The organism is Cobetia sp. 2AS, from assembly GCF_029846355.1.
Classification (GTDB): domain Bacteria; phylum Pseudomonadota; class Gammaproteobacteria; order Pseudomonadales; family Halomonadaceae; genus Cobetia; species Cobetia amphilecti.
In genome coordinates, this window is record NZ_JARWKQ010000003.1 from 395013 (window position 1) to 410662 (window position 15650).

The 15650-nt window shown below is 62.5% G+C and carries 12 protein-coding genes; 7 read left to right on the forward strand and 5 right to left on the reverse strand.

The window, feature by feature from the left end:
* Positions 1-4: 4 nt before the first annotated feature.
* From QD356_RS11515 to QD356_RS11545, 7 genes are all read left to right on the forward strand, one after another.
* On the forward strand, positions 5-709 hold the full coding sequence (locus tag QD356_RS11515) for a succinate dehydrogenase iron-sulfur subunit (RefSeq protein WP_043333105.1): 705 nt from the start codon (positions 5-7) through the stop codon (positions 707-709).
* A gap of 227 nt (positions 710-936) precedes the next feature.
* Positions 937-3771 (forward strand): 2-oxoglutarate dehydrogenase E1 component, encoded by a 2835-nt coding sequence (locus QD356_RS11520; RefSeq protein WP_054555372.1) that lies wholly within the window; start codon positions 937-939, stop codon positions 3769-3771.
* A 51-nt stretch (positions 3772-3822) separates the two neighbouring features.
* A complete protein-coding gene (gene odhB, locus QD356_RS11525; protein ID WP_192838556.1) occupies positions 3823-5403 on the forward strand; it encodes a 2-oxoglutarate dehydrogenase complex dihydrolipoyllysine-residue succinyltransferase in 1581 nt (526 codons plus the stop codon).
* 113 nt (positions 5404-5516) lie between these two features.
* Positions 5517-6956, forward strand: coding sequence for a dihydrolipoyl dehydrogenase (gene lpdA, locus QD356_RS11530; RefSeq protein ID WP_043334000.1), 1440 nt, complete (start codon positions 5517-5519; stop codon positions 6954-6956).
* Positions 6957-7064: 108 nt separating this feature from the next.
* Positions 7065-8231, forward strand: a complete 1167-nt coding sequence (gene sucC, locus QD356_RS11535) for an ADP-forming succinate--CoA ligase subunit beta (RefSeq protein WP_043333999.1) — start codon at positions 7065-7067, stop codon at positions 8229-8231.
* The gene (gene sucD, locus QD356_RS11540) at positions 8231-9103 is read left to right on the forward strand and encodes a succinate--CoA ligase subunit alpha (RefSeq protein WP_043333998.1); all 873 of its coding nucleotides are present in this window, start codon (positions 8231-8233) and stop codon (positions 9101-9103) included. Before sucC ends, sucD begins: the two co-directional genes overlap by 1 nt.
* Before the next feature lie 298 nt (positions 9104-9401).
* Complete coding sequence (locus QD356_RS11545) at positions 9402-9944, forward strand: DUF302 domain-containing protein (RefSeq protein WP_107335512.1); 543 nt, start codon at positions 9402-9404, stop codon at positions 9942-9944.
* A 144-nt stretch (positions 9945-10088) separates the two neighbouring features.
* Here QD356_RS11545 and glpQ read toward each other — a convergent pair whose 3' ends face one another.
* From glpQ to QD356_RS11570, 5 genes are all read right to left on the reverse strand, one after another.
* Entirely contained in the window at positions 10089-11249 is a 1161-nt protein-coding gene (glpQ, locus tag QD356_RS11550) for a glycerophosphodiester phosphodiesterase (protein ID WP_225996510.1), read from the reverse strand.
* A 134-nt stretch (positions 11250-11383) separates the two neighbouring features.
* Positions 11384-12388: a lysylphosphatidylglycerol synthase transmembrane domain-containing protein gene (locus tag QD356_RS11555; protein ID WP_043333997.1), complete on the reverse strand. Its 1005-nt coding sequence runs from the start codon at positions 12386-12388 to the stop codon at positions 11384-11386.
* 63 nt (positions 12389-12451) lie between these two features.
* Positions 12452-13294 (reverse strand): polysaccharide deacetylase family protein, encoded by an 843-nt coding sequence (locus tag QD356_RS11560; protein WP_192838555.1) that lies wholly within the window; start codon positions 13292-13294, stop codon positions 12452-12454.
* Positions 13287-14411: a glycosyltransferase family 1 protein gene (locus QD356_RS11565; RefSeq protein WP_043333996.1), complete on the reverse strand. Its 1125-nt coding sequence runs from the start codon at positions 14409-14411 to the stop codon at positions 13287-13289. Before QD356_RS11565 ends, QD356_RS11560 begins: the two co-directional genes overlap by 8 nt.
* A 726-nt stretch (positions 14412-15137) precedes the next feature.
* Entirely contained in the window at positions 15138-15515 is a 378-nt protein-coding gene (locus QD356_RS11570; protein ID WP_192838554.1) for a hypothetical protein, read from the reverse strand.
* Positions 15516-15650: the final 135 nt, after the last annotated feature.

Consider the following 15650-nt stretch of genomic DNA (forward strand, 5'->3'; position numbering starts at 1 on the left):
AACCATGCTTCAGGTATCCATATACCGCTACAACCCTGAAACCGATACTGCGCCGTACATGCAGGAGTTTCAGGTCGACACCCAGGGTCGTGACCTGATGGTGTTGAACGTGATGGAAATGCTCAAGGAACAGGACAGCTCGCTGGCCTATCGTCGCAGCTGCCGTGAAGGCGTCTGCGGTTCGGACGGCATGAACATGAACGGCAAGAACGGCCTGACCTGTGTCACCGCGCTGTCCGAAGTCGTCAAGGACAACAAGCTGGTACTGCGTCCGCTGCCGGGCCTGCCGGTCGTGCGTGACCTGGTCGTCGACATGAGCATCTTCTACAAGCAGTACGAGCGCATCCAGCCGTACCTGCTCAACGACACGCCGGCGCCGGCCATCGAGCGTCTGCAGTCGCCGGAAGACCGTGACAAGCTTGACGGTCTCTACGAGTGCATCCTGTGTGCCTGCTGCTCGACTGCCTGCCCGTCCTTCTGGTGGAACCCGGACAAGTTCGTCGGTCCGAGCGGTCTGCTGCAGGCCTATCGCTTCCTGGCGGACTCGCGTGACACCGCCACCAAGGAGCGTTTGAGCGAGCTGGACGACCCGTTCGCCGTATTCCGTTGTCGCGGAATCATGAATTGTGTCGCGGTTTGCCCCAAGGGTCTGAACCCGACACGTGCCATCGGCAAGATTCGTGAGCTTTTGCTGGCAAACGCCACTTAAAAGCCGCGCCTTAGCTTGCTATGATGCACGTCAGCTGCGGCAGGGTGTCACACCTTGTCGCAGCGCACAGCTTGCTGAAGCCGGTGCCTTGTGCACCGGCTTTTGACGATAAAAGAAGACTCAGATGGTGAAGGCCTCCATGGTTTCGCCATACAGGGCATAATCGAGTGACGCCGACAGCGCTTGTCAGGCGCCTACCCCACCCCATCAGTCAGGGTGACCGAGAGATGCAAGAAGGCACAATGGAGTTGATGTGGCGCACTTCCCATATGAGCGGGGGGAATGTCCACTACGTAGAAGATCTCTACGAGCGTTATCTTGTCGACCCGAATGAGGTTCCCGACGAGTGGCGCAACTACTTTGATACTCTGCCGCGTCATGACGGCAGCCCCTCCCAGGATGTTCCGCTAGCGCCGATCCGTGATCAGTTCTACGAGATGGGTCGCAACAGTCGCCGCCCGGTGGCTGTCTCTGCGGGCGAAAGCAGCGAGAACAAGAAGCAGGTACGTGTTCTCCAGCTGATCAACGCCTACCGCTTCCGTGGCCACCAGAAGGCGGATATCGATCCCCTCGGTCTGCGCAAGCCGGCACCGGTACCGGACCTCGAACTGTCCTTCCATCAGCTGTCCGCCGCTGACATGGACGTCGAGTTCCAGACCGGCTCGCTGTTCCTCGGCAAGGATGTTGCACCGCTCAAGGAAATCCACGCCGCGCTCGAGCAGACCTACTGCCGCAGCATCGGCGCCGAGTTCATGCACATCGTCAACACGGAAGAGAAGCGCTGGCTGCAGCAGCGTTTCGAGTCCGTACGTTCCAAGCCGAACTTCTCACGCGATGTCCGTCATCACGTGCTGGAACGTCTGACCGCCGCCGAAGGCCTCGAGAGCTATCTCGCCAGCAAGTACCCGGGCACCAAGCGCTTTGGTCTGGAAGGCGGCGAATCCTTCATTCCGATGATGGATGAGCTGATCCAGCGCAGCGGCAAGTACGGTACCAAGGAAGTCGTGATCGGCATGGCCCACCGTGGCCGTCTCAATCTGCTGGTCAACCTGCTGGGCAAGAGCCCGTCAGAGCTGATCGAGGAATTCGATGGCAAGAAGCAGATTGCCAAGGGTTCCGGCGACGTGAAGTACCACCAGGGCTTCAGCTCGAATGTCATGACCCCGGGCGGCGAAGTCCACCTGGCGCTGGCGTTCAACCCGTCGCACCTGGAAATCGTCTCTCCGGTGGTGGAAGGCTCCGTGCGTGCCCGTCAGGACCGTCGCGAAGACAGCGAAGGCGACAGCGTACTGCCGATTTCCATCCACGGTGACGCGGCATTCGCCGGTCAGGGCGTGGTCATGGAAACCTTCCAGATGTCGCAGACCCGTGCCTACAAGACGGGCGGTACCGTGCATGTCGTCATCAACAACCAGGTGGGCTTCACCACCTCGCGTGCCGATGACGCTCGCTCGACCGAATACTGCACCGACATCGCCAAGATGGTTCAGGCGCCGATCATCCACGTCAATGGAGATGATCCGGACGCCGTGCTGCACGCCGCTCAGGTCGCCATCGACTACCGTCAGCAGTTCAAGCGTGACGTCGTGCTCGACCTCGTGTGTTACCGCAAGCGCGGTCACAACGAAGCCGACGAGCCGTCCGGTACCCAGCCGCTGATGTACGCCAAGATCAAGTCCCAGAAGACTGCCCGCGAGAAGTATGCGGACCGTCTGGTCGAGGAAGGCGTGCTCAGCGCGGAAGAGACCAAGCACCTGGTCGATCAGTACCGTGCCGACCTGGATGCCGGCAACCACGTTGCCAATGCGCTGGTGAAGCAGCCCAACACCGGTCTGTTCGTCGATTGGACGCCGTACCTGGGCCACGAGTGGACCGGCGTCGCCGATACCTCGATGGACATGAAGCAGCTGCAGGCCCTCGCCAACAAGATGTGCGAAGTGCCGGACGGCATCTCGGTCCAGCGTCAGGTCAACAAGATCTACGAAGACCGTCGCAAGATGGCCGCCGGTGGCATGCCGCTGAACTGGGGCTTCGCCGAGACACTGGCCTACGCCACCCTGGTCGATGCCGACCATCCGGTGCGTATCACCGGTCAGGATGTGGGTCGCGGTACCTTCTCCCACCGTCATGCGGTGGTGCACAACCAGAAGGATGGCGACACCTACGTGCCGCTGCAGCACATCAAGGATGGTCAGGCGACCTTCACCATCCATGACTCCTACCTCTCCGAGGAAGCGGTGCTGGCCTTTGAATATGGCTATGCCACCACCATGCCCAAGGCATTGGTCGTGTGGGAAGCCCAGTTCGGTGACTTCGCCAACGGCGCCCAGGTGGTGATGGACCAGTTCATCTCCTCCGGCGAGAGCAAGTGGGGCCGCCTGTGTGGTCTGACCATGCTGCTGCCGCACGGCTACGAGGGTCAGGGCCCGGAGCACAGCTCCGCACGCCTCGAGCGTTACCTCCAGCTGTGTGCCGAGCACAACATGCAGGTGTGCATGCCGACCACGCCGGCGCAGATCTATCATCTGCTGCGTCGTCAGGTCATCCGCTCGCTGCGCAAGCCGCTGGTCGTGCTGTCACCCAAGTCTCTGCTGCGTCACAAGGAAGCGACTTCCACCCTCGACGAGCTGGCCGATGGCCGCTTCGAGATGGTGCTGTCCGACAAGGGCAACCTGGAAGCTTCCAAGGTCAAGCGCGTCGTGCTGTGTGCGGGCAAGGTCTACTATGACCTGGCCGCCTATCGCGCCGAGCAGGGCCGTGAAGATGTTGCCATCATCCGTGTCGAGCAGCTCTATCCCTTCCCGAAGGAAGAGCTCCAGGCCGCCATCGCCGACTACGAGAATCTCGAGCAGGTGATGTGGTGCCAGGAAGAGCCGCTCAACCAGGGTGCCTGGTATCAGAGTCAGCACCATATGCGTCAGGTCGCTGAGCAGCACCGTCAGGGGCTTGGCATGAGCCTGGACTTCGCCGGACGCCCGGCCTCTGCGGCACCTGCCGCGGGCTACATGTCCGTTCATAACGAGCAGCAGCGCCAGCTGGTCGACGACGCCTTCAACAAGTAAAGGCTCGCGACCCGCAAGGGCACCGAGAGAGAATTGAGTTAAGGAACTCCAATGGCTATCGATATCAAAGCGCCGTCTTTTCCGGAATCCGTCGCCGAAGGCACTGTGGCGACCTGGCACAAGCAGCCCGGCGACAGCGTCGAGCGTGACGAGCTGATCGTCGAGATCGAGACCGACAAGGTCGTGCTGGAAGTCGTCGCACCGCAGGACGGCACCCTGGGCGAGATCAAGGTTCAGGAAGGCGACACCTGCGAGTCCGAGCAAGTGCTGGGCTCCATCGGTGACGCAGACGCCGCTGCGTCTTCTGACGCCAAGGACGACTCCGCCGCTGAAGAGAGCAAGGACGACGCCAAGGCCGAAAGCAAGCCGGCCGCCGGTGGCGAAGGCAAGACGCTGGAAGTCAAGGCGCCGAGCTTCCCGGAATCCGTTGCCGAAGGCACCGTCGCCACCTGGCACAAGAAGGTCGGTGAAGCCTGCGAGCGCGACGAGCTGATCGTCGAGATCGAGACCGACAAGGTCGTGCTGGAAGTCGTGGCTCCGGCCGACGGCGCCCTGAGCGAGATCAAGGTCGAGGAAGGCGATACCTGCGAGACCGAAGCCGTGCTGGCACTGTTCAGTGCTGGTGCTTCCGGTGGCGCCGCGCCGGCCGCTGAGGCAAGCGACGACAAGTCCGGCTCTGACGAAGGTCAGGACGAGAAGGTCGGCGACAAGATCCTCGCCCCGGCAGCACGCAAGATGGTGGCCGAGCACGATCTGGACGTCAGCAAGCTGGTCGGTACCGGCAAGGGCGGTCGCGTGCTGAAGGAAGACGTGGCCAAGGCCGTCAAGGAAGGCACTGCGGCCAAGTCCGCTGCCAAGCCGGCTGCCAAGTCCGGCGCTTCCAAGTCTGATGCCAAGGCCGCGCCGAAATCTGCACCGACCTTCGAGGGCGAGCGTCCCGAGAAGCGCGTGCCGATGAGCCGCATGCGTCAGACCATCGCCAAGCGTCTGGTCAATGCCCAGCAGACTGCCGCCATGCTCACCACTTACAACGAAGTGGACATGAGCGCGGTGATGGAACTGCGCAAGCAGTACAAGGACACCTTCCAGAAGGTGCACGACACCAAGCTCGGCTTCATGGGCTTCTTCGTCAAGGCGGCCACCGAAGCGCTCAAGCGCTTCCCGGACGTCAACGCCTCCATCGACGGCACCGACATCGTCTACCACGGTTACCAGGACATCGGTGTGGCCGTGTCTTCCGACCGCGGTCTGGTCGTGCCGGTGCTGCGTGATACCGACAGCATGAAGCTCGCCGATGTCGAAAAGACCATCGTCGACTTCGGTCAGCGTGCCCGCGCCGGCAAGCTGGGCATCGATGAGATGCAGGGCGGTACCTTCACGATCACCAACGGCGGCATCTTCGGTTCCCTGATGTCCACCCCGATCCTGAATCCGCCGCAGACCGCCATCCTGGGCATGCACAAGATCCAGGAGCGTCCGATGGCCGTGAACGGTCAGGTCGTCATCCGTCCGATGATGTATCTGGCACTGTCCTACGATCACCGCATGATCGATGGCAAGGATGCAGTCCAGTTCCTCGTCGCCATTAAGGACCTGCTGGAAGATCCGGCTCGTTTCCTGCTCGACGTCTGAGACCGCAATGTCTCACGTCCTTGAGGATCTCGAGGGCGTGAGCGGCCCCGGCGGGTGGCACTGACACTCGCCGGGTTGCCAACCCGAATCGAACTGCACCAACAGGAAGAGACATGGCCGATAAATTTGATGTGATCGTCATTGGCGCTGGCCCTGGTGGCTATGTTGCCGCTATCCGCGCTGCTCAGCTGGGTCTGAAGACCGCCTGCGTCGAGAAGTGGGTCAACAAGGAAGGCAAGGTCGTTCACGGCGGTACCTGCCTGAACGTCGGCTGCATTCCGTCCAAGGCATTGCTGGAAACCTCGCACAAGTACGTCGAAGCGCGTGATGAATTCGCCGAACTGGGCATCAAGGCCGACGGCGTCGAGATCGACGTGGCCAAGATGATCGAGCGCAAGGCGCAGATCGTGAAGAACCTGACCGGCGGTATCTCCGGTCTGTTCAAGGCCAACGGTGTCACCGCGCTGGAAGGTACCGGCAAGGTGCTGCCGAACAAGCAGGTCGAAGTGACCGATCACGACGGTGGCAAGGCGACCTACGAAGCCGAGAACATCGTCATCGCGTCCGGTTCCGTGCCGGTCGAGATTCCGCCCACGCCGCTGACCGAAGGTCTGATCGTCGATTCCACCGGCGCGCTCGAGTTCGACGAAGCGCCGAAGCGTCTGGGTGTCATCGGTGCCGGTGTCATCGGTCTCGAGCTCGGTAGCGTGTGGAGCCGTTGCGGTTCTGAAGTCACCGTGCTGGAAGCGGTCGACAGCTTCCTGCCGATGGTCGATGCGGCCGTCGCCAAGGAAGCCCAGAAGCTGCTCAAGAAGCAGGGTCTGGACATCAAGCTCGGCGCCCGTGTGACCGGTTCCGACATCAAGGACAGTGAAGTCGTCGTCAAGTACACCGACGCCAACGGCGAACAGGAACAGACCTTCGACAAGATCATCGTCGCGGTCGGCCGTCGTCCGTACACCCAGAGCCTGCTCGACAGCGATGTCGGCATCAATCTGGACGAGCGTGGCTTCATCCACGTCGACGACCAGTGCGCGACCAGCGTGCCGGGCGTCTACGCCATCGGCGACGTGGTGCGTGGCCCGATGCTGGCGCACAAGGCCTCTGAAGAGGGCGTGATGGTTGCCGACATCATCGCCGGCCACAAGGCCGAGATGAACTACGACGCCATCCCGAGCATCATCTACACCTTCCCGGAAGTGGCGTGGGTCGGCAAGACCGAGCAGCAAGCCAAGTCCGAAGGCATCGAAGTCAAGACCGGCAGCTTCCCGTTCGCGGCAAGCGGTCGTGCCATGGCCAACAATGCTACTGAAGGTCTGGCCAAGATCATTGCCGACGCTGAGACTGATCGCGTCCTGGGCGTTCACATCATCGGCCAGCATGCCGGTGAGCTGATCGCACAGGGTGTGACTGCCCTCGAGTTCGGCGCAAGCGCCGAAGACCTCGCACTGATCTGCACGGCTCACCCGACACTGTCGGAAGCCGTGCACGAAGCCGCGCTGGCCGTTGACGGGCATGCGATTCACATCGCAAACCGCAAGAAGCGCAAGTAAGCGTCCTTCCGAACAAGAGGCGCGTCGCCCCGGCCAGGCCGGGGCGAACGGTGGCAGTGGCATCTTGCGACTGCCGTTCGAGTCTAATGCAACCAATGGCATGACACGATGAACCTTCACGAATATCAGGCAAAACAACTTTTTGCCGACTATGGCCTGCCGGTGTCCAAGGGCTTTGCCGTTGACACCCCGGAAGACGCTGCTGAAGCGTGCAAGAAGATTGGCGGCGACAAGTGGGTCGTCAAGGCACAGGTCCACGCAGGTGGCCGCGGCAAGGCTGGCGGCGTCAAGCTGGTCGACAGCGCACAAGCCGCTTCCGACTTCGCGACCCAGTGGCTGGGCAAGAACCTGGTGACCTACCAGACTGACGAAAACGGTCAGCCGGTCACCAAGATTCTCGTCGAGAACTGCACCGACATCGCCGAAGAGCTGTACCTGGGCGCCGTCGTTGACCGCACCACTCGTCGCATCGTCTTCATGGCTTCCACCGAAGGCGGCGTGGAAATCGAGAAGGTTGCTGAAGAGACGCCGGAAAAGATCCTGAAAGCCGAGATCGATCCGCTGGTCGGCGCACAGCCGTACCAGGCGCGTGAACTGGCCTTCAAGCTGGGTCTGAACCCGACCCAGATCAAGCAGTTCACCAAGATCTTCCTGGGTCTGGCGAAGATGTTCGCCGACAAGGATTTCGCGCTGCTGGAAATCAACCCGCTGGTCATCACCGACGAAGGCAACCTCCACTGCCTCGACGGCAAGATCAACATCGACGCCAACGCCGTCTACCGTCACCCGGACCTGCAGGCGATGCACGATCCGTCTCAGGAAGACGAGCGTGAAGCGCATGCTGCCAAGTTCGAACTGAACTACGTTGCCCTCGACGGCAACATCGGCTGCATGGTCAACGGCGCAGGCCTGGCGATGGGCACCATGGACATCGTCAACCTGTCTGGCGGCAAGCCGGCCAACTTCCTCGACGTGGGTGGCGGTGCTACCAAGGAACGCGTTGCAGAAGCATTCAAGATCATCCTGTCCGACGACAACGTCAAAGCTGTTCTGGTGAACATCTTCGGCGGCATCGTGCGTTGTGACATGATCGCCGAAGGCATCATCGGTGCCGTCGAGCAGGTCGGTGTCAACGTGCCGGTCGTGGTGCGTCTGGAAGGTAACAACGCTGAACTCGGCGCCAAGAAGCTGGCCGAAAGCGGTCTGAACATCATCGCTGCTACCAGCCTGACTGACGCGGCGCAGCAGGTTGTCAAAGCTGCGGAGGGCAAGTAATGAGCATTTTGATCGACAAGAACACCAAGGTGATCTGCCAGGGCTTCACTGGCGGCCAGGGTACCTTCCACTCTGAACAAGCCATCGCCTACGGCACCAAGATGGTCGGTGGCGTGACGCCGGGCAAGGGTGGTCAGACTCACCTGGGCCTGCCGGTGTTCAACACCGTCGCCGAAGCCGTTGCCGAGACTGGCGCTGAAGCGTCCGTCATCTACGTGCCGGCACCGTTCTGCAAGGATTCCATCCTTGAAGCGGCCAATGCAGGCATCAAGCTGATCGTCTGCATCACCGAAGGCGTGCCGACTCTCGACATGCTGGAAGTCAAGGTCAAGTGCGACGAGCTGGGCGCGCGTGTCATCGGTCCGAACTGCCCGGGTGTCATCACTCCAGGTGAGTGCAAGATCGGTATCATGCCGGGTCACATCCACCAGCCGGGCAAGGTCGGTATCGTGTCTCGTTCCGGCACCCTGACCTACGAAGCCGTCAAGCAGACCACTGACCACGGTTTCGGTCAGTCCAGCTGTGTCGGCATCGGCGGCGACCCGATCCCGGGTTCCAACTTCATCGACATCCTCGAGATGTTCGAGAAGGACCCGAAGACCGAAGCCATCGTCATGATCGGCGAGATCGGCGGTTCTGCTGAAGAAGAAGCGGCTGCCTACATCAAGGCGAACGTCACCAAGCCGGTCGTCTCCTACATCGCTGGTGTGACTGCGCCTCCGGGCAAGCGCATGGGCCATGCAGGCGCCATCATCTCCGGCGGCAAGGGTACTGCCGACGAGAAGTTCGCGGCTCTGGAAGCAGCTGGCGTCAAGACTGTGCGTTCACTCGCGCAGATCGGCGATGCCATCAAGGAAGTCACTGGCTGGTAAGCCATTGATCTCCTGACAGCGATCGGCGCCAAGCGGATCGCATGTCACCGAAAGGGCAGGCCCACAGGGCCTGCCCTTTTTTCGTTTCTGGCCGCCGCCAGTCTCTCCCGAGTGCATGTCGGCGGGGCTACCTGCGGCCGGTGACGTTCGCGAGGGGATAGGTGTTTCGGCTGATGCAGGCGGGGCAGGTGCGTTCATATCAAGCAGTTGCTAATCTGATGACTGTTCATTGGTACCTGACCAAGCGACACGTGCAGATGCCCCACGGCGCAACACGACTCACTGATAAGGATGTTCCATGCTCAAGTCATTCCCCGCCCTTACGCGCTCCGCGCGCCTGCTGGCGTTGCTGTCCCTGCCGTTGGCTGCTGGCATGCCGCTGTCTGCCAGTGCAGATTCCGGCGCGGCGGCAGCCTCCGCCCCCGAAGCTTCAGCGAGCATGCAGGTGCCTGCCAAGGGCATCGAGTCGGTGACCAGCCGTGATGATGTCGCCTCCGTCCAGGCGCGTCTCGAGACGGCGCTCAAGGCCAAGGGGCTGACGCTGTTCAGCGTCATCGATCATGAGGCGGGAGCCGAGAAGGTCGGCATGGAGCTGCCCGCGACGCATACCGTCATCTTCGGCAATCCCAAGGTGGGCACCCTGTTGATGCAGTGCAACGGGGCGGCCGCCCTGGACCTGCCGCAGAAGATGCTGATTCGCGCCGTGGAGGGCGGCAGCGTGATCGAGTGGAATGACCCGCAGTACATGGCCAATCGTCATGATCTGGGCGACTGCAAGCTGCCGCTGGACAAGATCGCCGGGCTGCTCAAGGGGCTGGCCGCCGAAGCGGCGGGTCAATGAAGGCAGCGCTCATCACGTGTCGATGCTGATATCGTGAACTGACAGCGAGCGCTGACGATCAGGCAGGACGAGAAAGCCGGACTCCTCACGGAGTCCGGCTTTTTGATGTTCCCCTGCCAAGGACTGCCTGGCTTGAAGGGCTGCTTACAGAGCATCACCGTGCTGCTTCAGCCACTGTACGGCGCGGTCAGGGTAGTCAGTGAAGACACCATCAACCCTGGCGTCGACGAAGAAGGCGCGCAGCATGTCGTCGTAATCGTTGGCCCAGTCCGGGATGCGCCCTTCATCGAGGCGGAAGGTGTAGGGCATCACGATCAGGCCCTGCGCATGGGCTTCCTCGACCAGTGGCGTGACCTTGATGTCGCCCCGGGTCGAGCTGTCCTCGATCACCATCGGCTTCCATGGTCCGATGCCATCGGCGTAGGTGGCGATGCGCTGCATGCCGCCCTCCTGATACATCCAGTCATAGTCGTAGGGCTCAAGCTTGCCCTCCGCATCCGGCTGGAAGGTCATGTTCCAGCTGGTCTCGCCCATCAGCTGCACCAGACGCAGGTCCATCTCCAGTTCGGGCTGCAGCGTGTCGTGGATGCGCTTGAGGCCATTGGGATCGAAGACCTGCACGACGGCATTGTCATCCTGCGCAACGTAGCCGTACTGCTTGAGGGTCTCGAGCACGGCTCGCGAGACCTGCTTGCCTTCCGACTGGTGGAACCAGGGCGCCTTGATCTCCACATACAGGCCGACATCGCGTCCGGTGGAGTGATTCAGGCCCTGGATCATCTCGATCTCTTCACTCAGGGTGTGCAGGCCGAAGTGCGACTTGCCCAGCGGAAAGCGCTCAGGGTAGTCGGCGACCTGCTCGCCATCCTTGACGGTGAAGCCCTCGCTGAACGACAGCTTGCGCAGCTCGTCCAGCGTGAAGTCGATGGCGTAGTAGCGGCCATCATCACGCGCACGCTCGGGGAAGACCTCGGCGACATTGGTCACGCGGTCCAGGAAGCGGTCGTGCAGCACCACCAGCTGGTCATCCTTGCTCATCACCACATCCTGCTCGAGGAAGTCGGCGCCCTGGGCGTAGGCCATCGCCTTGGCCGCGAGGGTGTGCTCCGGCAGGTACCCAGAGGCCCCCCGGTGGGCGACCACAACCTTGTCGGTGCCATGGCCGGGGTCGATGCTGCGCAGGGGCCTGTCATCAGCGAGTGCCGCTGAGGTCGAGGTGGCCAGCAGCGAGCCGACCACGCCCATCATGGCCAGCGGGCGGCGAATGCGAGCGGAAGTCGGGTGACGCTGGAAAGGATGCGGCATGTGAGATCACCTTGAGCTGTGGTTATTGTATGGACGTTCAATACAGCCGCCTGCCAACATAACAAAGTCTTATTCATATGGCGATGATCAAGTGTTTTTCATGATGACGTCTGCAGCGCTGCTCGGTCGCCCCGTCATGTGGTCGCCGAGCGACGCTTGAGCAAGCTTCCCAGCATGCTGCGTCCCGCCATCACGAAGAACACCGGGGCGCCGGCGATCAGGTAGAAATAGAAGGTCACCGCTCGCCAGATCACTACGGCAGCCGCGGCACTGGCGGCGCCGATCATCGGGCTGAGCAGGGCAGTGGAGGACAGCTCCGCGCCTCCGGCACCGCCGGGGAGCAGCGTCAGCTGGCCCGCTGCCAGCGAGAGCATCTGCACGATGAAGGTCCAGCTCCAGTCGATGTCCTGCCCCAGCCCGGACACGGCCAGATAGAGGATCGAGTAGCGCAGCAGCCAATGGGCACAGCAGAGCAGGAAGATCAGGCTCAGCGTCAGGCGCGGCAGGGCGAGTGTCTCGACCAGCGCATGGCGGAAGTGGATCAGGCCCCGCGCCAGCTTGACGCGTGAGCGATGGCGTACCTTGAGCCAGCGCAGCAGGCGTCCGCTGGTCTTGAGCAGGCGCCGATGATGCTTGCCCAGCGCGGCCAGCAGGCCAAAGCCGATGATCAGCAACAGCGCCGGCACGGCCAGCATCCACCCCAGGCGCAGGTCGATGGTATGCGAGAGGGCGTAGAGCCCGATGCTGGCCAGTGCCGAGAGGAAGAACAGCATGTCGGTGATCTGATCGACCGCGAATACCGCCGTGGCCTGCGCCGGGCGCACCCCCTGACGTGACAGCAGCCCCATCAGGGTAAGCGGACCGCCACTGCCGCCGGGGGTGGCGCTGATGGCGAACTCGGTCGCCATCACCATGCCGACGGCGCGGCGTTGCCCCAGGTGACCGCCACGCCCGGCCAGCAGCAGACGCAGCCGCCCGGCGTTCAGGTTCCAGCACATCACGATCATGCCCAGCATCAAGAGGAAGGTGTCGAGGGGGAACTGGCGCAGCTGGCCACCCAGTCCGCTGCCGCCCAGCACCAGCGGTATCGCGATGACCATCACAAGGCCAGCACCCAGTAACCAGAGGGCACGATTCATGGCAGATTCCCGCAGCGGGTTGTCACAAGGCCCATACGACGGGACTCATCCGGTAGGTGGGTCTCAGGCAGCACTGTGGGCCGCCTGGTGCGAGTTCAGTTGCGTCGTGTCAGACGTGGCGGGGGTGAGCAGCCCCTGCTGGGTCAGCCAGCCGATCTTGGTCATCGGCTGGCGCCCTTCATCGAGCAGGCGCTCGACCAGCGTCAGCCAATACTGGCGCGAGCGGGCATGGCGCATGTCGACCGGATGCAGGCCCAGACGCAACACCGGCGCCTGTTGCTCGCGGCTCAGCTTGCGCTGCGTCACCCACTGCGACATCAGGCGGCGTGGTGCTGAGCGTGCGCTCCACACGAGTCCGGGCGCATCGATAACCGTGAAGTCAGGCAGTCGATAGAGATGCTGGGGGTCGCTGGTGTAGCGGAAGTCGAGGGACTTCAGGGCCTTGCGAGTGCCGTCACTCATCAGCCAGGCAGGGGCCACGAAACCGTCCAATGGCCAGCCGAGACGCTTGAAGAGTGCGGCGCCTTCCCGCAGGCGTCGTCTGGCTTCGGCCTCATCGAGGGGGTAGAACTCGCCCTCCCAGGTCAGTACGCGGCGCATCAGGTAATCGCGCGGGGTGCGGGGGGCTGGCGCGTCATCGCAGTGATGGAAGCCATGCAGGGCAAGCTCGTCCCCCTGTTGGCGGCGAGAGTCCAGCAGGGCGATGAATTCCGGAGCGTCTTCCAGGGCGCTGCGATGATGGAAGTCAGGCACCACCAGCCAGGTGATCGGGCAGGGGTGGTTCAGGCGTGCCTGGCAGAGAGCATCCACCTCGGCGACGAAGTCCCGGTAGTCGGTCCAGGTCTCGGGCGCGACATCATGCAGGACCAGTAGAAAGTGCTGCTTGGCAGCCGGCGATTCAGCCATGGGTCACCTCCTCGAGTACCGGTTGCATGCGAGTCCCGGTGACCGCGTGATAATGCCCGAGCAGACCATCCACGACACGGTCCCAGGCATGGTGCTTCTCGACATGCCGCCGCGCCTGACGACCCAGTGCGGCGGGGTCATTGGCGAAGACTTCCTGCACGGCACGCGCCATGGCATGCGGCGAGTGCGGGTTGCACAGCTGACCGCAGCCCAGTGGCACATTCTCGGCCAGCGCGCCGGCGCGTGCCGCCACCACCGGCGTGCCGCAGGCCATGGCTTCCAGTACCACCAGACCGAAGGTTTCCTGGGTGCCGGCATGCAGCAGCACATCCACCGAGGCCACCAGACGCGCCACTTCGGTGCTGCTGCAGAAATGCCCGGTCACGCTGACATTGTCGGGCAGATGCCGCGGCATGCCCGAACCGATCAACAGCAGATGGTAGTCGGGGCCGAGCAGGCGAGCGGCCTCCAGCAGCTCATCCAGATTCTTCTCGCGTGACCCACGGCCGGCGAAGGCCAGCAGGCGCACGTGGTCTTCCAGGCCAAGCTCGCGGCGCAGGCTCTCATCGCGGCAGTCAGGGTGGAAGGTGGAAAGATCGACACCCAGTGGCTGGATATGGACATTGTCGACGCCGAGCCGGTCGAGCCGGTCGGCCATCACCTGGCTGGGGGCCAGCACGCGATCGAAATGGCGATAGAGGCGTTTGACGTAGCGATCGACGTTGGCCCCTGACCACTCGCCCAGGCGATTGGTGATCAGGCGCGGCAGGTCCGAGTGATAGAAGCCCAGTACCGGGACATCGAGCTTGCGACCGGCATCGAGTGCCGCCCACGCCGTGACGTAGGGGTCGCCGGCCTCGATGACATCCGGCTGCAGTGCCAGCAGCGTGCTGACCCAGCCGCCCCGGCGCAGGGGGAAGCGATAGCCGTTGCCGAAGGGAATGGGCGGTGCCGGCACGCTGTAGAGGTCATCACTGACACTGGTGGTCTCGCCGGGGACCAGCAGGCTGTGACGAACATCGGGCCGCGTCCGTAGACGTCGTCGCTTGGCTTCCAGGTAGGTTCTGACCCCGCCACTGGAGGGGGCATGGAACATGGTCATGTCAGCGATATGCACACGGACTCCTCAAGACCGCTTTACCGGTCGTGCGCGATGAAGATGAATCCCGACGTCACTGCCCGCCATGGCTGCCTTGTCGTGCTTCAGGGTGCTTCCGGGTGCTTGAGAAAGACGCAATCGAGCACGCAGATTCCAGCAAGCCAGTGGCAATGACGAACGAGCCTCTGGTCAAGTCATGGGGGGAACCCGACGTGAAACCAAGGGCACGAGGCATGACATGCGGTGTCGCGCGTGACGAGACGCCTCGCCACGCGATGTTCCACACTGCGGCTGGCAATGACGTTACATCAGGAGATGACTGGTCTGTGTGACAACAGGGAACAATGTTGGTGCGATGCGCTCCCGCTCTCGGACATTTGTCATCAAGCTCTTGGCATCAGGCTCTTGGCATCCGGTCCCTGGCATCAGGTTCACTGCCAGGGGGGAAGAAAGGCGTTTTGCCATGCTGCTGGCGTGCTCCAGCAGGGAGTGCGGCAGCTGGCCTCTGGCCAGTGCTGCGCAAGAGAAGCCATACGACTGGCAAAAAAAGACCCTGTCCGGAGCCACCGGACAGGGCAAGTGCGTGCACTACAGGAATACAGGGGGCGACAGGGGGGAGGGTCGCCGGAGCGGGCATTGCAGGGTCTAGCAGTGGATCGACTCAGTCATGTCTGGCATCCGTGCCTGGTGTTGCATGGGGTCCTGGCATCGTTATCTGTCCTGATGGAGGGAGATCGGGCGTCATCACGCCAGTCCATGCTGGGACAGGTGCAGGGCGCTGGGCATTGCCTGGCCAAGCTCCTGCGAGAAGGCGGCTTCCGGCTCGGCTGGGCGCTGGCTGGCGAGCAGCACAAGGCTCAGCAGCAGGCCGGCGGCCAGCAGCAGACGGTTGCGGGTCCGGCGACGATCACGTTCCAGCAGCATCGCGACGTGTTCCATCGCTTCACGTTGAATCTCACGCTGGCGCTCCGGAGAGGCGGAGCTGCCATCCGAGCTTCCGCCTGAGCTGCTGTCTGCTCCGGCGTCGACGCGGGCGTAGCTCATGGCCGGGTGACGAACGATGGCGGCATGCTCGGCCAGGTGACGCAGTGAGGTAGCTGCAGTGGAGCGATGAGTTTTCATTTCCGGGTCCTCGCATGGACGAACTTCATCAGGGACAGGCTTCAGTCATTCGCGCTTGGTCAATCCAGTAACGCTGCAGCAGTGAAAGCAGATGTCGTGTGTCGATGTGAGGAGTATAGCGTGAGCTTCTGTTTC